Below are 19,259 nucleotides of genomic sequence, written 5' to 3'. Positions count from 1 at the left end.
TGAAATTTTCACGTTCGCCGGCTCAATCGCCTGCATGGAAAGTACATGCATCATGACTCTCTATCGGACACAAGAAGCTGAACTCGAAATTCCTGCGTCTTGGCAAGACCAAAGTATCAACATTTTTAAATTGCCCGCAGTAAACGGGGCCAGTGAAGCCAGTTTCGTCATCAGCCGTGACGCTGGCCAAGGCAATGATTCATTCGCCGAGTATGTTGCTAACCAGTTGAAAAGCGCTGAGCAGCAATTGCCTGCATTTAAGCTCATTCAAACTTGGGATTTTGTGTTGCATGGTCACGCCGCCACCCTGTTGGATTACAGCTGGAAGCGTGAGGGGCGTGAGTTGATGTTGCGGCAAGTATTTGTGGAGCATAAGCCGGCAGTGCTGATTACTACATTAACCACAACCCCCGGCGATCTGATTCATCACGAGCGGGCGTGGAAGCAAGCAATGGCGACGCTTACGCCTAGATCGGCGGCCGTGTAGCCAGGCAACGATCACGTCAATTAATCAAGGATGTTGGTAGCGCTATGGATGCACAGGCCGCAGCACGTCTAGGAGACGAGATAGCTCACGGCTTTGGGGCTGGCGCAATGATTGGTGGTGCCGTGGCGGGCGCATTCATCGGTGCAGCAGTGGTCGCTGCGACCGTGGCGACCGGCGGTGTGGCGCTCGCGATCATGGCCGGATCCATCGCCGCTGGCGGCTTGTCGACTGCCCAGATCGTCAAAGGTCTGAGCACGATTTTCAATCTGCCGGAGCCCACGACCGGGACGCTCATACGCGGCAGTCTCGACGTGTATATCAACAGCCGCAATGCCATGCGCGCGGATGAAGATGCCTCTTCCTCGTGCAGCGGCCTTCCGCTCAGCCATCCTTATTGGCCTTTCCCTGTGCTTATTGCTGAGGGCAGCGCGACCGTCTACATCAACGGTAAGCCCGCCGCGCGTCTCCACAGCAAAATGACCTGTGGCGCGCACATCAAAAGTGGCAGTGAGAACACATTCATCGGAGGCCCGACGGTATCGGTTGCCTTCGTTCTCGACATCGAAGGCTGGATGCACACAGGCCTTGAAGCACTGGGCCTGCTGGCTGCAGGTGGTGCGCTGGTGCTTGCGGCAATGTCGGGTGCAGCTGCACTCGCCGGGTTCGTCGTTATCGGCGGCGCTGTATTGGGCGGAATGGCGCTACTTGGAGATTTGGGTGATCGGCTTGGTCCAGGCTATCGCGATCTTTTGCAGGGCGTGGCCGGTATGGCGTTACTGGGTATAGGGCAGAAGCTTGCTCGTGAACCTGCTACCGCCGAACAGCGGATTATTCTGGCCCGCCAACGCCAATCGCAAATGCTCAAAGACAATACCGGATTCAATGTCAGCCCAATTTCCTGGGACAGATATTCGACTATTGGTCGAAACGGCAGTTATATTTCCGATAACAAGGGTATTTCCGACGTAATTGGTGATTTTTCAGGTACGTCCAAAATGACGATTTCCGCCCAAAAAGCAGCCGAATTGGAGAATGCTTTCGGTTTAGAGAAAGGCTCGCTGCAAAACGGTTTCAAAATCAGGCAAGTCGCGAATATTCTGGACCGTATGCCGAGAAGCCCGATGGAGGGCAATCAATATTTCCTAGGGCCAGGCAAGCATTTGCCAGGTGGCGCGCCAGAAATGGTCGTCGAGTCACTCCCTACCACTGATATGGATGGGATAAAAACGTTAACAGAGGTTTTTGTACAATGATGAATGGGCAGTTGAAAGCATTTGTTGAGAAAGCGGATGATGATGTCATTCGTCTAAATATGCTGGACCCCAATATCTATCAAAGTGTTGCCTCGCTAGGATTTTTGGCTGGCGCGGAGCCTGGAATTTTGACCGTTGTTACGACGGATGACGCGCATAAAGCGAAAGTCTTCGAGGCGCTTCAAGCAATGGATGTTGCTTTCTCCGATGGAAAGGAATGGTGCCCGGCGGAGGTTTTTGAGTTTCTTAGAGACATGAATTTGATCAGCGGCAAATTCATTCGGGTCTCATGGTCGAAGCCTGGCGATTACCACTTGGCAGTCGTCTGAAAGTAAACCACCTTTAAAGTGCTTGGGTGGAGGGCTTGACTGTGGGTACGGGCAAAAAAATTTCGGTTTCGCGGACGAGTCCAACCGATGGCGTCAAAATAGGCGGAAACGGCGTCGATTCCTGGGAGGCTATCAGCCCTTGCGTGACAGTGAGGCAGTGGTAGACGCAGGAGGAATTGCTGCTCAAGCCTTTATTGCGGATTCTTTAATTTTTTAGAGAGTGCCATGAAATTTAACGATTTTTTTCAGTCGTGAACATATGTTTTCCTTGGGAATCGAGGAGACATGCGGCCGCTTTTATATGTCCTTCCCTGTTAGTAATGGGATGGTCGACTACGAGGAATACTACGAGATCGACCGTGCCACGTTTGAGCTCTTTCAAATTGATCTAGAAGCGGCCGTGGCGTTCGTAATGCGTTGTCGGCGTAGAGAGCTCGACAAGCTTCTGATGGTAAAGCCAAGTACAAACAGACGGTCTATAATTTGAGGTGGCAACACCCTTAGACGCTGACAGTCATGGTCGTTGGCAGCCGATTTATTTTGGTTAGAGAAAGTCTGGAAATGACATCAAGCTAATAATGTCTAGCGGAGGTCTTTGTCCAATTATGAGTGGGGTGCATTTATCAAATGAAAACGATCAAGTCAATGGCGGACTATCAATGTCACCCTCTTTGGTATGTGTCTACAGAAGAAGTCGGAGAGGTCGATCCGGAAGAGCTTCCCCTCTCGAATGACCTTCGGCTTCGATTAGCTCAGTGGGCACGTGCGTATGATGAGACATTGGATTTGGATTCTCCTCAGGATTCCGGATTCAAAAGCGAAGCCTTGGAAGCTGAATTTCAAGCTGAAGGGCATCGTTTGGCAGCATGCCTTCGTATTGAATTGGGGCCCGATTTTTTGGTTGTCGAGCAGGTTTAGATTGGGTCTTTTGAGTTTCTTGGTGGTTGATGAACATTACCTGAAAGCTACCCGCTCGCCGGATCACTTCCTGCCATTTATACGAAAAAGGTTTTCTTCGTCGATGAATATCATAGATGCGGCTATCGCATTAGCTTGTCGGGTTCATGCAGGGCAAGTGGACAAGTCTGGTAAGCCTTATATCCTACATCCGCTGCGTTTAATGCTGAAATTCGACGACCAGGATGCGCAGGTCGTCAGTGTGCTCCACGATGTAGTCGAGGACAGTGACACCACGTTGGAGGACCTGCGAGCGCTGGGCATTTCTGAGGATGCCATTGAAGCTATTGATTGCCTCTCTAAACGCCCGAGTGAGCAGTACAACGATTTCATTTCAAGGATCATTCCTAACGAGTTGGCCAGGAAGGTCAAGATCGCCGATATCGAGGACAACCTTGATCTCACCAGGTTGCCGACCTTGAGCGAAAAGGATCTGCTGAGGGTCGCTAAATACCACCAAGCGTTACGACGCCTCTCCGACAATCTTTGACCTGTATCTCGACGCTCGACCTCACGCGTTCGGCTTTCCCGTGAAAAAGGCTTTTACTGCTGCATCAATGACGCTCTTGATGCCTTTGCCCTTGGCGTCCACTTCTCCCGCGCCGCCTGAGTTCAAATCCAGCCGTCCACCCGTATCAATGTCCCCTTTACCGCTGGCATAGAGTTTGAACGATGAGCCCGAAATATTAATTTCGCCGCTGGCGTTGAGCTCCAACACGCTCTTACCGCATACCAATCGAATTTGTGAGCCCGCCTCAATCAAATATCCGGTGCTGACGCTATCCGACTTAGCGCCGCCAACGTGCAACGTGTCGTTGCGTAGGACCGCGCGCAATCGATCCAGACCAATCGTCACCGTCTCGTTATGCCCAACGCTTTTATTCCGGTCATTCCCCACCGAATGGCTCTCATCCACCTCCACCACGATGTCCTGATTACGCTCGGCGTGGATGTACAGCTGTTCGGCGCCTTTCTTGTCTTCCATGCGGATTTCGTTGAAGTTCGCCGGTGTGCCGCCTTTGCTCGAACGGCTTTTCATGCCGCTTTGCGTCGCATTGGCGGGCAAGTCGTAGGGGACGGTTTGTTCTGCGTTGTAGACCCGGCCGGTAATGATTGGCCTGTCCGGATCGCCTTCCAGAAAACTGACGATGACTTCTTGCCCGATGCGTGGGATTTGCATCGAGCCCCAGTTCTTGCCTGCCCAGGCCTGTGATACGCGAATCCAGCACGAGCTGTTTTCGTTGGATTGGTCATGACGGTCCCAGTAAAAATGCACCTTCACCCGGCCGAACTGGTCGGTCCAGATTTCTTCACCGCTTGGGCCAACGACGATGGCGGTCTGCGGGCCCTTGACGATGGGCCGCGGTGTGATCGGCAACGGGCGAAAGCTTTGTTGTGCAGCGATGCAACCCAGCGCGCTTTCAAATTGCAGGCCGGCGGAGGCGCTGCCGGTTTCAAGACTTTCCTGAGCGATCAGGTAGCGGGTGCTGACGATCAGGTATTCGCGGTTCTGATCCTGGCGGCTGAAGCCGCTCATGCTGAAAAGATGGCCGGAACCCAGGCCGCGGGCATTGCCGCTGAGTTCAACGCGCTCGTGCTGACTCTGGATCGCCTCGATGCGGGTGAGAGCGTAGTGCTCGCCGTCCTTGCTTTGTACGTAGGTGCCGGGATAGTCGTACAGCGGATAGTCGCCTGCCGTATGGGGGCGGCGAATCGCCGAGCGCACGTCGATACGCGCGCCAGGTCGCTGAAAGTCATAGTCGTTGAGCTCGACCGAACCGGGCTGCACAGCCTGTGCGAGTCGCCAGTCACTGATGTGATCGCGCTCGCGATGCTGGCCGTCCGGTGGATAGAACGGCACCGAGTCGTAACCAGGCGCAGGGTGGTGAGCACCATAGGCGTCGGCCATCACCAGCACATGGCGGTCTTTCTCATGGCGGAAGAAGTAGTAGATGCCTTCCTGCTCCATCAAACGGCTGACAAAGTCGAAGCTGCTTTCGCGGTATTGCACGCAGTATTCCCACTCGCGGTAGGGCCGGGAGAGCGCGTCTTCGAAGTCAGAAAATCCGAGGTCCCGGAAGACCTGCTTGATGATCTGCGGGATGGTCAGGTGTTGAAAAATCTTGCAGTCGGTGGTCCGTGTCAACAGCCACAGCCAAGGGCGCAACGTGACCTGATAACGTGCGAACTGACCGGTGTCGACGTTCTGGCTGCAGCGTGAAACCACCCCGTGGAAGTAGCGGCTGCTCCCTCCACCGAGCTGCAGCGACAGGCTTACAGGCTTGCCCAGCAGTTGATTGAGATCGATCGAGTCGTCCTTTGAGGTCAGTTGCAACTCGTATTCGAACAGGCGCCCCAGCTCGTCGCCGCCACTCATGTTTTTCAGGATCAGAACGTCCGGGCCCAGCGGGCTGCTGACTTGCGCCAGGCGCGTGAGTTGCGTGAATTGCATGGGTTATCTCAATAGCTTTTATGGCTTTAGCAGGAGCGCGCTTGCGCGCGAATGCATTGGGTCGGCTGATGCATTCGTCTCAGACCGAGCGCATTCGCGGGCAAGCGCGATCCTTCAGGGATTAAGGGTGCTCAACCGACATCGCTGAACTGATAATCCAGCTGGTGATCCCGCACGCCGATGCGCACACTCGCCATCGCCTTGCCTTCGAGCATGCGCGTCAGGAATTCGCGGCTCATGTCCGGCAACAAGGTGTTGGTCAGCAATGCGTCGATCATCCGGCCGCCGCTTTCGGTTTCGGTACACCGCGAGACGATCAGATCGATCACTGAATCGTCGTAGTCGAAGGCGACGTTGTGCGTACTTTCCACGCGTTTCTTGATGCGATTGAGCTGCAAGCGGGTAATCGTCTTGAGCATCGTGTCGCTGAGCGGGTAATACGGAATGGTCACCAGCCGGCCTAGCAGCGCAGGCGGGAAAATCTCCAGCAGCGGCTGGCGCAAGGCTTTGGCAATGTCTTCAGGGGCAGGGACGTTCTGCGCGTCTTTGCACACATGCGAAATCAACTCTGTGCCTGCATTGGTGGTCAGCAGAATGAGCGTGTTCTTGAAGTCGATGACGCGACCTTCGCCATCCTCCATCACGCCTTTGTCGAAAACCTGAAAGAAGATTTCGTGCACATCAGAGTGCGCCTTTTCCACTTCGTCCAGCAGTACGACGCTGTAAGGTTTGCGTCTTATCGCTTCGGTAAGTACGCCGCCTTCACCGTAGCCGACGTAGCCGGGCGGAGCGCCTTTGAGCGTCGAGACGGTATGAGCTTCCTGGAACTCGCTCATGTTGATGGTGATGACGTTTTGCTCGCCGCCGTACATGGCCTCGGCCAGCGCCAGAGCGGTCTCGGTCTTGCCCACGCCGGAAGTGCCCGCCAGCATGAACACGCCGATGGGTTTGCTGGGGTTATCCAGGCCGGCCCGTGAGGTCTGGATGCGCTTGGCGATCATCTGCAGCGCATGATCCTGACCAATGATGCGTTTCTTCAGGTGCTGATCGAGGTTGAGCACGGTTTCCAGTTCATTGCGGGCCATACGACCCACGGGAATGCCGGTCCAGTCGGCGACTACCGAGGCTACGGCCTGAAAATCCACGGTCGGCAGAATCAATGGATGTTCGCCCTGTAAACCGCTGAGTTGGGCCTGCAGGTCGACCAGTTTTTCCCGCAACGCATGATTTTGCTCGCCGCCCGTTTCCTGATCGACGACGCCTGCGATTTCGCGCAACTCGGCACGTGTGCAAAGCAGCTCGTCGACCAGTGATTTCTCTTCGCTCCAACGGCGTTCAAGCTCGATCAGACGTTGGCGTTCATCGCTAAGCAGTGCTTCGCTGTTAGCCCGACGAGCGCCGGTATCGATCCCGATCGCGTGCTCTCGTGCAATGATCTGCAATTCCGTTTCAAGGGCTTCGATGCGCCGACGACTGTCGTCCACTTTGGCGGGTACGGCATGCAGGCTGACCGCGACCCGCGCGCAGGCGGTGTCCAGCAGGCTGACGGATTTGTCGGGCAACTGGCGCGCCGGAATGTAGCGGTGAGACAGCTTGACCGACGCTTGCAGCGCTTCGTCGAGGATCTGCACCTGATGGTGTTTTTCCATCGTCGACGCCACGCCGCGCATCATCAGCAAGGCTTTGTCTTCTGAAGGCTCACCCACTTGAACGACCTGGAAACGCCGGGTCAGGGCCGGGTCTTTCTCGATGTGTTTCTTGTATTCAGCCCATGTTGTGGCGGCGACGGTGCGCAAGGTGCCGCGAGCCAGCGCTGGCTTCAGCAGGTTTGCGGCATCGCCGGTGCCGGCAGCACCGCCCGCGCCGACGAGGGTATGGGCTTCGTCGATGAACAGAATGATCGGTTTTGGCGAGGCTTGAACATCCTCGATAACCTGGCGCAGACGCTGTTCGAACTCGCCCTTCATGCTTGCCCCGGCCTGCAGGAGACCGACATCAAGGCTGCGCAGCTCGACGTCTTTCAGCGCTGGCGGGACGTCCCCCGCGACGATGCGCAGGGCGAAGCCTTCAACGACGGCCGTTTTGCCGACGCCTGCTTCGCCGGTGAGAATCGGGTTGTTCTGACGACGTCGCATGAGGATATCGACCATCTGCCGAATCTCCTCATCGCGCCCGACGATGGGGTCGAGTTTGCCGCTGCGCGCCTGCTCGGTCATGTCCACGGTAAAGCGCTTGAGGGCTTCCTGCTTGCCCATGGCGCTGGGTGCGATGGCGCCGCTGGCCTCGCCGGGTGTCGCGCCCGCGTTGAAACCATCGCAGGCGCGCAGAGCGTTTTCCGGAGAGTCGCTGACGTATTCGTCGAAGCGCTCGCTCAGGGTTTCAACTTTGACCTTGTCGAATTCAGACGACAGCGCCAGTAACCCATGGCGCAGACTCGGTGTTTTCAGAATACCGATCAGCAGATAGCCCGTGCGCACCTGGCTTTCACCGAACATCAGGCTGCCATACACCCAACCTCGCTCAACCGCTTCCTCAACGTGGGAGGACAGATCGGTCATCGACGTCGATCCGCGTGGCAGGCGATCCAGTGCTTCGGTCAAATCGCGCGCCAGGCGGGCAGGTTCGACATTGAACTTCCCGATGATGCGGTGCAGGTCCGAGTCCTGTATTTGCAGCAACTGATGAAACCAGTGGGCCAGCTCCACATATGGGTTGCCCCGTAGCTTGCAGAATACGGTTGCGGCTTCAATGGCCTTGTAGCCGATGCTGTTTAACTTGCCGAACAGCGCCGCGCGACTGATCTCACCCATGTTCTGTGCTCCCTGCGAGGTGGTGTTGAGAGGTTTGTGATGTTGGCTCTGCCGGGCCCGCGTGATCGGCGTAGTGCCTGGCTAGAATCAACTCGTCGGCGTCTTGCGCCGGTTGCCCCAGCCATGTGTTGAAACCCAGTCGAAACTGGCCGTTGAGTTGCAGTCTCGGGACCTGAGACTGCTCCAGAATCAGGTTCAGGTCCCAATCCAGTTCGTGGCCCAGATACTCGGCGACCCACGCCACGAGATGTTTGAACGGCTCGCCATCGGGCAACATGCCCATGTATTCGTCGAGCTTGAGCGGGCCGAGGTGGATGCGGAATTTGTGCTGGCGGTCCCAGACATGACTCCCCAGACAGAAGTCGACGCCCAGCCGATTGGCGCTGACCGCGACACGGCTGCGTTCCGGCAGTTCAAGCCACTGGCCGATGTATTCTTCGATTGCCGCCGGCAGGCCGAAGTAGTCTTCGATAATCGCCTTGAGCCCATCCGGGTAGCGGGTTTGCGCCGAGAGATGGCCGCTGAAATGCAGCTTGGCCGTGTCGGGAATCACGCCGTGATTGAGCAGGCTCGGCATGCCGCGGCCGCTGAATGCGGCGAGTCGCGCCGACCAGTAATCGTCCTCGGGTCGGTCGTGGCTGACCGTCGGGCGTGCCTGCGCCCAGGCGCGGTAAAACAGACAGAGCAGGCGATGGTGAAAAACGTCGAGAAAGCGCTTGCTGGTGCTGTCTGCATGGTTGCGCTGACGCTCACGCACATACTCGGTCAAGTGCAGAGGTAGCGGGCCGTTCGGACCGCCAAGGCCGAAGAAAAACTGTTCAAGTCGCGCCGGTTTGCCATCGTCGCCGGGGTTCAGTGCGGCCATTGTCGACGGTGCGAAGGCGCAGTCGGGCTGCTGCCCCAGTCGCACTGGATCATCTGCCAGACGCATCGAATGGCCCAATCGTGGCAGTTGCGGCGATTCACTTTCAATACGGCGCAGCGCGTGGAAGAAGTCGTACTCCCAAGGCTCTTTGTGCATGTCAGTGAGCGTGCTCACAGGGTCGGACGCCGACCGGGCTTGGCTTTCCATCGCATGATCTCGCCGCGCTCGGTGGTACGAATCACGGTTTCGGTAAAGCTGTTGATAGAGACGTACCGCGCCAGGAAGCGCTCAAGCACTGCACCCAGCAGAAAAACGCCGGTGCCTCGGAAGGCGTTTTCGTCGAACTCCAGCGTAATTTCCAGACCACGTCCGAAGACGATGGGCCCCGGCATCGGCAGGCGCCGCGTACAAGGCGTGCTGCTGACGTGGCGCAGGCCTTCGATTTGCAACTGCAGCGCTGCATCGTTGCTGTCGCCATACAGGCGAAGCAGTTCGCGCAACGCGGCAGCGCCTTGGCCTTGTTCACTGAGTGACAGGTAGTTCAGCGACAACTGGCTGATGAGACGCCATGCCTTGTGGTCGTGGGCGTGGCTGGCGCGAGGACGGCTGGGGCCGGCAAGGCAGCGAATCGACGAAACGGGCGCGCTGTCCGCCAGCGTAAAATCGGTCTTGCCACTGCCCGTGCTCATGAACAACGGCAAATCACGGTTCGTGCACAGGGCGCTCACCCCCAGTTGGCGCAGGTCATGGCGGTAGGGCGCCTGCTGGCTGTCCACCAGGCTGACGAAGGTTTCGCTGCCCACGTAGGTCGAGCGCGTGCCGGTTCGACGCTGCTCGCTGGACAACACGCGAGGCTCGCGTCGCAGGGAGTAATAGGCGTTGTCGCGGCCATAACGCGAGGGGTCACGTACGGCATAGAAGGGCAGGAAGGTTTGCTCTGGGCCTGTCCCGTAACCGGTCACGCCGGTCAGCGAATGGATTTCGAAATCCATCGGGCGAGTCCGGTCAGCGATCACGTGATGCTCATTGACGCGATCAGACAAGTGAATCCGGTCGACCCGCCGAGGGAACAAGTTGATTGCAGGGGTGCAGAACGGCACGAACTGCTCGGATCCAACGCTCCCTTCAAGACTTTTGTCGAAGCGGTCGAATAACACGATCAGTTCCAGGTCTTGTCCGGTGCACCGCTGAACGGCTCTGCCAAGCTGGCTGAAGTCAATGAACAGGTAACGCTGAGGCAAAGCAAAATATTCCTGAAGCAGGCGGTAACCCTGGAACGCCTGAGGAACCACAGGCATCGCGGCTTCCCGGTCATCGAAACCGCAGGATTTCAACGCGTCGTTCGGGAGCCGTTCGACCCACTCGGCGCCGGGTTGGCGTGCGAATACTGCGCAGGCATTACCGAGCAGCTGCTCGTACAGACGAAACGGAAGCTCGTCCCCGCCATTGAGGTACAGCGGCAGGTTATCCAGGCTCAGGGTGTTGAACGGCAGTTCGGCGCCACTGCGCAAGGTGATGCGTAAACCCGCTTTGGCCTTCGGTTCGCTGGCCGCGAGCCGTCCCAGCACGGTTGTGGGATTGCCGAAGTAGTCGGCCTGACTGACGCTCAGGGGCCACAATGTCACTGGGTGTGCGCTTCGATATTCGCAGGGGGTTTGCGAATCACGGCCCAACGTCGCGCGCAGCTCGGTGTCGCGAGGCAGGGTAAACCCGCCGCTCAACGAGCCTTCGTCCGGGTTGATCTGCATCTGGACGACCGTCATTGACGGCGTGGGCGCCAGGTAGTGCGGATAGGCGATCTCCAGCAGGTTGTGAGTGAACGTCGGGTACTCGGCATCGAGCTTGAGCTGGACGCGGGCGGTCAGATAGGCAAAACCTTCCAGCAGCCGTTCGACGTAAGGATCTGCACAGTCGATCCCGGACAGCGTCAGGCGGCCGGCGATCTTCGGGTATTCCTTGGCAAACTCTGCCGCGCTTTCGCGCACGTGTTGCAGCTCCTGGTTGTACAGCTCCAGCAGACGCGGATTCATGCGCGCCTCCGTTGTTCGGCAGGTACGACCTGCACGTGACCTGATTCCAGATCCAGATCCGTTCGCAGTAACAACGGCAGCGCCACTGGCTGAGCCCACAGATCGCCCTCGATCTCGAAACTCAAAGCGTTGTGGTTCATCTGGTCCGGCAGTGTTTGCGCTCGCACGCGCAGGGTGTTTCGCAGAATCCGTGGCTCGAACGTCGCGATAGCTTGATGAATCAGACTTTCCAGAATGCTCACATCGATACTCGAGACGCTGTTTCCGGCCAGCGCGGGCAGACCGTAATTGATGACCGATGTACCGGCTGGCGTGTGCTGCGTGGCATCGGCAGTCAGCAACGAGGTGGTGTTGAGCAGCCAGGTGAGGTCACGCAAGACAGAGGCCTTCAGCTGATTCAAAGAGAGCACGCGTTTGTCGGCGCTTTCCTGAAGATTGCCAGGCTCTTCGTCGGTCAACCGGTCAAGCAACGAAGGTTGCAGACGGTCGCGAGAGGTCATGTTGGAAGGCAAGGCCATACTTCAGGCACCGGGTACAGGTTCGAATTCGAATGGAAAGCAAACGCCCCTTGGCTTCTGGCTCTGGGGCGTTGCACATCAACGCTTGGTGTTGGAGCGGATGTTCCAGCCGTACTTGATCGGGCCGCCATCCTTGGTGCCGTCGGCTTTCTGTGGCTGATAATCGACCAGCACCTGCGCGAAGTTGAGGGTGATGGTTTCGGTCAGGCGGTCGTCGCCACCCGACCCGCCAGTGGTCAGCGAGGTGACAAGCACTTCTTCCAGGTTGATGATCAGGTACTCGACCTGACTTTCGCCGCCCGCCTTGCGCACGGTCAGCGTCACCTTGTCGACGTGCTTGCCGCTGGAGCAATGCATCATCAGGTTCGGTGTTGCCTTGTCGACATACTTGGTCAGCGAGATGTCCTGAATGTTGACCTTGCCAGCACCGCCGCCACCGCCGACATGCATGTTGCCCGACTGGGACATGCCCCAGCTCCAGGCCGACACGTCGATTTCGTCCTTATGGGCCTTGTCCATGGACTCGCCCTTGATGTCGCCGATCTTGATGAAGATATCAACAGCCATGTTCTCTCCTCGCGAGGTCTTCACCGCGGTGTTTTTAAATCAGAGCCGGCGTTAGCGCGGCTCGATTCGTTGTCAGATCAGGCGCCTTTGGCCGACGGCAGCTTGGAAACCAGACGCAATGAAACGGTCAGGCCCTCCAGTTGGTAGTGCGGGCGCAGGAAGAATTTCGAGTTGTAGTAACCCGGATTGCCTTCGACGTCCTCGACAACGACCTCGGCTGCGGCCAGTGGATGCTGGGCCTTGGTGGTTTCGGTGGAGTGAGCAGGGTCGCCGTCGACGTAGTTCAGAATCCAGTCTTGCAACCACCGCTGCATCTCGTCCTTTTCTTTGAAGGAGCCGATCTTGTCGCGCACGATGCACTTCAGGTAATGAGCGAAACGGCAGGTGGCGAACAGGTAGGGCAAACGCGCCGCCAGGTTGGCGTTGGCGGTCGCATCCGGGTCGTCGTATTCGGCGGGTTTCTGCAAGGACTGAGCGCCAATGAACGCAGCGAAGTCAGTGTTTTTCTTGTGCAGCAGCGGCATGAAGCCGTTTTTTGCCAGTTCCGCTTCACGGCGATCGGAGATCGCGATCTCGGTCGGGCACTTCATGTCCACGCCGCCGTCATCGGTCGGGAAGGTGTGCGCTGGCAGGTTCTGCACTTCGCCGCCGGATTCAACCCCGCGAATCCGCGAGCACCAGCCGTAGTGCTTGAACGAGCGGTTGATGTTCACCGCCATGGCATACGCCGCATTGGCCCAGGTGTATTTGGCGCTGTCGGCGCCGTCGGTGTCTTCTTCGAACGCGAAGGCTTCTACCGGGTCGGTCTTGGCACCATAGGGTAGGCGCGCCAGGAAACGCGGCATGGTCAGGCCGATGTAGCGGGAGTCTTCGGACTCACGCAAAGATCGCCAGCCTGCGTATTCAGGGGTGGTGAAAATCTTGGTCAGATCGCGTGGGTTGGACAGCTCTTGCCAGGATCCCATGCCCATCACGGTGGGCGATGCGGCGGCAATGAACGGGGCATGCATCGCTGCGCAGGTCTTGGACAGCTCGCTCAACAGTTCGACGTCTTGCGGTGATTGGTCGAAGTAGTAATCGCCGACCAGGCAGCCATAAGGTTCGCCGCCGAACTGGCCATACTCTTCTTCATACATCTTCTTGAAGAGGGGGCTCTGGTCCCACGCCGTACCTTTGAATTTCTTCAGGGTCTTGTGCAGTTCCGGCTTGGCGATGTTCAACACCCGAATCTTCAGATGTTCATCGCTTTCGGTGTTGTTGACCAAGTAGTGCAGGCCACGCCAAGCGCTTTCCAGTTGCTGGAACTCCGGGTGATGGATCACCTGGTTCACTTGCGCGGTGAGCTTGGCGTCGATGGCGGCAATGATCGACTCGATCGAAGTGATGGCGTCACTGGACACCAGATCGGTCTGCGCGAGTGCTTGTTCGGCCAGCGTTCGAACGGCGGTTTCAACCGCTTCACGGGCACGCTCGGTCTTGGGTTTGAATTCTTGCAGCAGCAGCGACGCAAACGCGTTGGCGTCTTCGCTGAGGCTGGTTTGGGGCTGATTATCACGCAGCAATTCGGTCATGATTGTTCGTCCTGATTAAGCCTTGGGCTCAGTGCTTTGTGAATCAGCACCCTGTGGTTTTGGCGCACTGGCCAGCGCCTGCAGCAGAGCCGGGTCCTTGATCGCTTTCATGATGATGTCTTCGGCACCGGTCTTGCCGTCCATGTAGGTCAGCAGGTTGGCCAGTTGAGTGCGTGCTTCGAGCAGCTGTTTCAGCGAATCGACGTTACGTGCCACGGCCGCAGGGCTGAAGTCCTCCATGCTCTCGAAAGTGATATCCAGGCTCAGGTTGCCTTCGCCTGTCAGCTCGTTTGGCACGTGAAAAGCCACTCGAGGCTGCATTGCCTTCAGGCGGGAATCGAAGTTATCGACGTCGATTTCCAGAAATTTTCGATCCGCTACAGCTGCCAGAGGCTCGGCAGGTTTGCCCGCCAGATCCGCCATTACGCCCATCACGAAGGGCAACTGGACCTTCTTCTCGGCGCCGTACAGCTCAACGTCGTACTCGATCTGAACCCGTGGGGCGCGGTTGCGCGCAATGAATTTCTGAGAACTGGTGTTCGCCACGTTGCTCCTCCTGGTCGCTGCTGCGACGTGAATGGCGTCATCGGTGTTGGCCGGTAACGGGGTTGCGTGATCCTTGCCTGAGACAGCCTGCAAAAGCGGACTGAGTTACTCGGCGTCCGGGCCGCGCAGGTTTTCGAACTGGGAAATACCGTCGGGAATCAGGTTGCGCACAATGGCCGCGAAGTCGGCGTGCACTAGGTTTTTGGCCCGGCTCAACAGCACGGGCAACGGACTCGATGGCTCGTGTCGGGCGTAGTAGTCGAGAATCCGGTCGAGGTTGCGCACCACATCGTCACGATGGGCGATGTCTCCGGAGGCACGGGGCGAAACGATGGCAATCGAAGCGCTCTCGGCGGCGGTTTCTTCCCCCGATCCTTCGACGGGCTTGTTTGTCCCAACACCGTCTGGGGTGTATTCGGCCAGGATGTGCAGCGCTTGCTTAAGCGGCAGCTTCAAGGCGCAAAGGTCCACACCCTGAGCTGAACCCACCTGCTCGGAAACGTAACGTTCGATGGCGTCGGCCGCGTCATGGGCTTCCTGCAAAGCGGAGCTTACGGCGGACAGCTGTTCGGGATCCGTGTCGCGCAAGGCGCCTGCCAGCTTATCGGGGGTGAGTTGTTCGTCAGAGAAGCTTTGCAAGCCGCTGGCGTTCAGCGCGGCGCGCAGGCTCACCGGTCCGAAGGTCCGCGAACGGGTCAACAAACTCTCCCGCAGGAGTCGAATGTTCATATCGCAGGCGATGCCGGAGAGTGCGTTGATACGCACGGTGGAGTCGTTATCGTCATCGGCGTCGAGCTGCGGGTAAAGCGAAGGCCAGTATCGGACCAGCAGACCGTTGATCAGCGTCAGTGCGTTGGCCAGTCCGGAAAACCCGTTCAGGGCCAAAGCACTTTGCAGAAGGAAATGAGTGATGCGCAGGTCTTTGCTGCGCTGCAGAAGATCGGTGGTGGATTGTTCGATTTGGCGCCACTGCGGTGGTTCTGCGGGTTGGACCGAGTCGCCCATTGTGCGCTCTGGCTTGCCTAGGGCGTCGCGCTCCAGCTGCAGAAAGTCCGCGTCATATTCCAGGTCATCACCACAGGGAGAATCGACTGAAACTGGGGCGAGCAAAAAAGTAACGTCCACCAAAGTCGATCTCCTTATCGGTGAGGGAAAGTCAGATAGTTAGCGGAGAAACTTCCTACGCTAATCACGGAATAGCCTTATATCTATGCTGATCGTGGCGTTGCAGAACAAATCATATAGTTATCAGAGAAATTTCCTACAGCAACTAGAGAAAGATCCTTATTTGCGTCGTTTGTAATGGCTCTGAGGCATCACGTGTATTTTTGAAGTTGTGCATTTTTGTTGTGGAAGTTATCGGTTGTCAAGGTAAGCTATGCTCCGCCGGCGGCAGTTGTGATGTCGGTAACAACCCTCAGGACTATCCGGATACATCCATGAGTGTTGTCGCGAGACTCTGTGTAGAATCAGAAAAATCCAGTCATGGGGGCCATAATTCTGGGGCTTCTAGCTTTTTTTGCACGATATTCAACTGCCGCGAACAGAATTCCGAGTCTGGCACGAAGGACTTGAAGTTTAAGAAAGGAGACGCCGTGCCGCTCTGTCTGACTATCATCAGTTATCAAAAGATAACCCCCGGCCAAGTCCCCGAAAAATCGATGGTTAACGGGGAAATGGCAATTGGCCGCGGAAAAGAAAATGACTGGGTTCTTCCAGATCCGGAACGTCTTGTTTCTTCAAGGCATTGCGTCATTCAATATAAAGACGGTCGCTACTATCTGACGGATCACAGCACTAATGGCGTGGAGCTGGTGAGCGCGGGTGTTCGCCTGCGTCGCGGAAACAGCGAACCCCTTGAAGATGGCGAGGTTATCCGTATTGGTGACTACGAGATCCGTGCGCGAATAAATTTTGAAATAAAACTCTCGGATTCGAGTCTGGCGGGTATGGATTCATCCAACAATTTTGAGGCGCTGATGGGGCGCCAGAACAGCGCTGCCCCGGCGCCGCTGGAAGCACTGTCTGCGGCGCATCTTCAAGGGGGCGCGGCACAGGATACGTTTCCCGATTTGTTTGATTTTCTTTCGCCGTCAAACGTGCCCCCGGCGACGCGCTCCGATCACGCTCCGGTGGACCGTCACGACTTCCGTCCACCCGTTTCTGCCACATCGCCGGAGCCGGTTGCCCAGCCAGTTCCTGTGTCGACACCCGGGGTCATTCCGGAGGACTGGGACCTTTTCGCGGATGCGCCCACGCCGATGTCTACATCGCCGGTCCTCCCGCCAACGCCGGAGCAGGGGCCCGAACCGTCCCGCGCCTCACCGTCCATGCCAGCGGTGGAGCAGTGCATAAACCAAGCGAACAGTGATCAACCCGATTTACTCACGGCGTTTTTGCGCGGCGCCGGACTCGATCAGCTGCGTATCGAGCCTGCTCAGGTACAGGCGCAAATGGAGTCCATCGGTCGCAGTTACCGGCTGATGATCGAGGGCTTGATCGATGTGTTGCGCGCACGCAGCAGCCTGAAAGGCGAGTTTCGTCTGCAGCAGACGATGATTCGGCCTGTGGAAAACAACCCTCTGAAATTCGCTCCGAATGTCGATGAGGCGCTCCTGTTGCTGCTGCGACATGGCAATCGGGCGTTCATGCCGCCGGACCAGGCCATTGCGGACAGCTTCGATGATTTGCGCGCACACCAGTTGGCGGTCATGGCCGGCGTCGAGGCTGCGATCAAGGCATTGCTCAAGCGCTTCGAACCCGCAGAGCTGGAAGCTCGCATGGGCAAGTCCGGCGCATTTTCAAACCTGTTTGGTTCACAACAGGCGCAGAACTGGCAGCAGTTCACTGAACGCTACGCACAGATTTCCCGCGAGGCAGAAGAGGACTTTCAAGTTTTGTTCGGTCGCGAATTTGGCCGTGCCTACGAAGAGCACAGCGCACGGTTAAGCCGCTCCTGAGAGACGCGGCCCACGGAAAAAACGGATAGACAGTCAGTGCGTCATGAGGACGAAGGATGTTTCGAAGAGTTATGTCGGTAGCCGCCATGGCGCTGCTACTGGTTGCCTGTGCCAAAAACGCGGAATCGCCACAGCCGGTTGAACAAGCCTCTGATGCCACCACCGTTGCGCTGCATTTCGATGCCGTTGCGGGCCTTAATCCCGGCGCAAATTGCCAGCCTTCGCCGGTTCGCGTGCGTATCTATGAGTTGAAAAACACCGCCAGTTTTGCCCGCGCCGATTATTTCGCGCTGGCCGAGCGGGCGCAGACCACGCTGGGCGCCGATCTGATTGATCAAGACGAAGTACTCGTTCAGCCGGGCCAGCAGCTCAGTCTGGATCGCAGTCTCAACAGCGCGACACGTCAGATCGGTCTGGTGGTGGGCTACCGCGAAATCGATCAGGCCCACTGGCGCACCGTTCTGATGGTCGAGCCGCGGCAGGCCCGCGAATTCCGGATCGGGCTCGGCATACGCGCCGTCGGCAGCGACTCCAACACCCACCCAACTCGCCCCGCCCTGTAGGCAATTGGAGAATCCATGTCCTGGAACAATCGTGTGGTCTGGTCGGAAGGCATGTTCATCGGAACACAGCACTTTCAGCAGCATGACCGTTACCTCGAAAATCTCATCGACGCCCGCAGCCGTCCGTTGTCGGCCGGAGCATGGGGCTTTTCCGAGCTGTTGCTGGATCAAGGTCTGCTGGCTCAAGGCAAGCTGGCCATCGTGACGGCGCGCGGATTGTTGCCGGATGGCACGCCGTTCAACATTCCCCAGGACGATCTGGCCCCGAGCCCGCTGAACATCGACGACGACCTGCGCGACGGTCTGGTGTATCTGGCCTTGCCGCTCAAGCGCGCCGGGCAGCGCGACACGGTCGATGAGGGTGAGACGCCTGGCGGCGCACGCTTTGTCAGTCAGGTCCGCGAAGTTCGGGACGATAACGCTCCGTTTGAGAACCGTGCACCGGTGGCCGTCGCCGCGCGAGCCCTGCGTTTGTTGACCGACAAGGACGGGCTTGGCGATTACGCCGCGATCGGTTTGGTCAGTATCAAGGAAAAACGCGCGGATCGGGCGCTGGTTGTCGACGAGAGTTACATCCCGCCCATCCTCGATGTGACGGTCTCCAAACCGCTGACGGCTTTTCGCAGCGAGATTTTGGGATTGCTGCACCAGCGTGGCGCGGCGTTGGCAGGGCGGGTGGTCGCCTCGGGCGCTGGCGGTGCCTCGGAAATCGCAGACTTCATGCTTTTGCAACTGGTCAATCGAGCCGAACCCTTAATCAGCCACCTGACTCAGCTGAGTCCATTGCACCCGGAACGTTTTTACAGCGAACTGGTGAGCCTGGCAGGCGAGTTCGCGACCTTTTCTACGTCGGGGCGCAGGCCGGAAGAGTTCTTGCGCTACCAGCACGGCGATCTCGCTGCGAGCTTTGCTCCCGTCATGCAGGCGCTGCGTGAGGCACTCTCGATGCTGATTGACAGCAAGGCCACGCCGATTCCCATCGTCGAAAAAGCCTATGGCGTTCATGTCGCGATGCTTGCGGACCGCACGTTGATCGACAACGCCAGTTTCGTCCTCGTCGTCCGTGCCGACATGCCCAGTGAGACGTTGCGCGGGCGTTTTGCTCAACAGAGCAAGATCGGTTCAGTGGAGAAAATCCGTGATCTGGTCAACCTGCAGCTCCCCGGCGTGAACCTCTTGCCGTTGCCGGTGGCCCCGCGGCAGATTCCGTTTCACGCGGGCTCTACCTATTACGAGCTCGATCGTGGCAGTGAGTGCTGGGCGCAGTTTGCGACTTCCGGTGGGTTTGCGTTTCACATCGCGGGCGAGTTCCCCGGCTTGAACCTGGCCTTCTGGGCCATCCGAGGATAAA

17 protein-coding genes and 1 pseudogene are annotated in these 19,259 nt (G+C 57.7%); 9 read left to right on the top strand and 9 right to left on the bottom strand.

Translation table 11 applies throughout. From position 1 onward, the window contains the following. Window positions 1-52: 52 nt before the first annotated feature. The 6 genes and pseudogenes from BLS87_RS10925 (at window position 53) to BLS87_RS10900 (ending at window position 3,516) form a co-directional block, all read left to right on the top strand. Window positions 53-487 (top strand): DUF1795 domain-containing protein, encoded by a 435-nt coding sequence (locus BLS87_RS10925; RefSeq protein WP_074752493.1) that lies wholly within the window; start codon window positions 53-55, stop codon window positions 485-487. 44 nt (window positions 488-531) lie between these two features. Beyond that, complete coding sequence (locus tag BLS87_RS10920) at window positions 532-1,740, top strand: PAAR domain-containing protein (RefSeq protein ID WP_074752492.1); 1,209 nt, start codon at window positions 532-534, stop codon at window positions 1,738-1,740. Continuing rightward, entirely contained in the window at window positions 1,737-2,069 is a 333-nt protein-coding gene (locus BLS87_RS10915) for a hypothetical protein (protein ID WP_074752491.1), read from the top strand. The genes BLS87_RS10920 and BLS87_RS10915 overlap by 4 nt, the downstream gene beginning before the upstream one ends. Window positions 2,070-2,294: 225 nt before the next feature. Continuing rightward, window positions 2,295-2,556: pseudogene (locus BLS87_RS34615) on the top strand (hypothetical protein). Between the two features lie 140 nt (window positions 2,557-2,696). Then, window positions 2,697-2,987: a hypothetical protein gene (locus BLS87_RS10905; RefSeq protein WP_244165826.1), complete on the top strand. Its 291-nt coding sequence runs from the start codon at window positions 2,697-2,699 to the stop codon at window positions 2,985-2,987. Window positions 2,988-3,090: 103 nt separating this feature from the next. Beyond that, window positions 3,091-3,516 carry a GTP pyrophosphokinase gene (locus tag BLS87_RS10900; RefSeq protein WP_208605154.1) on the top strand — a complete coding sequence of 142 codons (426 nt, stop codon included), beginning with the start codon at window positions 3,091-3,093 and terminating at the stop codon, window positions 3,514-3,516. 21 nt (window positions 3,517-3,537) lie between these two features. Here BLS87_RS10900 and tssI read toward each other — a convergent pair whose 3' ends face one another. The 9 genes from tssI to tssA form a co-directional block, all read right to left on the bottom strand. After that, a complete protein-coding gene (tssI, locus tag BLS87_RS10895) occupies window positions 3,538-5,478 on the bottom strand; it encodes a type VI secretion system tip protein TssI/VgrG (RefSeq protein ID WP_074752488.1) in 1,941 nt (646 codons plus the stop codon). A 131-nt stretch (window positions 5,479-5,609) separates the two neighbouring features. Then, window positions 5,610-8,288 carry a type VI secretion system ATPase TssH gene (gene tssH / locus BLS87_RS10890; RefSeq protein ID WP_074752487.1) on the bottom strand — a complete coding sequence of 893 codons (2,679 nt, stop codon included), beginning with the start codon at window positions 8,286-8,288 and terminating at the stop codon, window positions 5,610-5,612. Next, window positions 8,281-9,360, bottom strand: coding sequence for a type VI secretion system baseplate subunit TssG (gene tssG / locus BLS87_RS10885; protein ID WP_074752486.1), 1,080 nt, complete (start codon window positions 9,358-9,360; stop codon window positions 8,281-8,283). The genes tssH and tssG overlap by 8 nt, the downstream gene beginning before the upstream one ends. Next, on the bottom strand, window positions 9,324-11,183 hold the full coding sequence (tssF, locus tag BLS87_RS10880; protein WP_074752485.1) for a type VI secretion system baseplate subunit TssF: 1,860 nt from the start codon (window positions 11,181-11,183) through the stop codon (window positions 9,324-9,326). Before tssF ends, tssG begins: the two co-directional genes overlap by 37 nt. Further along, window positions 11,180-11,701, bottom strand: a complete 522-nt coding sequence (tssE, locus tag BLS87_RS10875; protein WP_143024353.1) for a type VI secretion system baseplate subunit TssE — start codon at window positions 11,699-11,701, stop codon at window positions 11,180-11,182. Before tssE ends, tssF begins: the two co-directional genes overlap by 4 nt. 78 nt (window positions 11,702-11,779) lie before the next feature. Further along, entirely contained in the window at window positions 11,780-12,268 is a 489-nt protein-coding gene (locus BLS87_RS10870) for an Hcp family type VI secretion system effector (RefSeq protein WP_074752484.1), read from the bottom strand. Between the two features lie 77 nt (window positions 12,269-12,345). After that, window positions 12,346-13,839: a type VI secretion system contractile sheath large subunit gene (gene tssC / locus BLS87_RS10865; protein WP_074752483.1), complete on the bottom strand. Its 1,494-nt coding sequence runs from the start codon at window positions 13,837-13,839 to the stop codon at window positions 12,346-12,348. A 15-nt stretch (window positions 13,840-13,854) separates the two neighbouring features. Beyond that, window positions 13,855-14,385, bottom strand: coding sequence for a type VI secretion system contractile sheath small subunit (gene tssB / locus BLS87_RS10860; protein ID WP_074752482.1), 531 nt, complete (start codon window positions 14,383-14,385; stop codon window positions 13,855-13,857). A gap of 105 nt (window positions 14,386-14,490) precedes the next feature. Beyond that, on the bottom strand, window positions 14,491-15,510 hold the full coding sequence (tssA, locus tag BLS87_RS10855) for a type VI secretion system protein TssA (protein ID WP_074752537.1): 1,020 nt from the start codon (window positions 15,508-15,510) through the stop codon (window positions 14,491-14,493). 470 nt (window positions 15,511-15,980) lie between these two features. Here tssA and tagH point away from each other — a divergent pair, with 470 nt between their 5' ends. Genes tagH through tssK form a run of 3 tightly spaced genes read left to right on the top strand, consistent with a single transcriptional unit; the run spans window position 15,981 to window position 19,258 of the window. Beyond that, entirely contained in the window at window positions 15,981-17,345 is a 1,365-nt protein-coding gene (gene tagH / locus BLS87_RS10850) for a type VI secretion system-associated FHA domain protein TagH (RefSeq protein WP_074752481.1), read from the top strand. Window positions 17,346-17,401: 56 nt separating this feature from the next. Beyond that, window positions 17,402-17,908, top strand: a complete 507-nt coding sequence (gene tssJ / locus BLS87_RS10845; RefSeq protein ID WP_074752480.1) for a type VI secretion system lipoprotein TssJ — start codon at window positions 17,402-17,404, stop codon at window positions 17,906-17,908. A 15-nt stretch (window positions 17,909-17,923) separates the two neighbouring features. After that, the gene (gene tssK / locus BLS87_RS10840; RefSeq protein ID WP_074752479.1) at window positions 17,924-19,258 is read left to right on the top strand and encodes a type VI secretion system baseplate subunit TssK; all 1,335 of its coding nucleotides are present in this window, start codon (window positions 17,924-17,926) and stop codon (window positions 19,256-19,258) included. The last annotated feature ends 1 nt before the right edge of the window (window position 19,259 follow it).

The sequence above is a fragment of the Pseudomonas abietaniphila genome (assembly GCF_900100795.1).
Taxonomy (GTDB): domain Bacteria; phylum Pseudomonadota; class Gammaproteobacteria; order Pseudomonadales; family Pseudomonadaceae; genus Aquipseudomonas; species Aquipseudomonas abietaniphila.
Note: the sequence above shows the minus strand (reverse complement) of the source record. Positions and strands in the feature narration are given on the sequence as shown.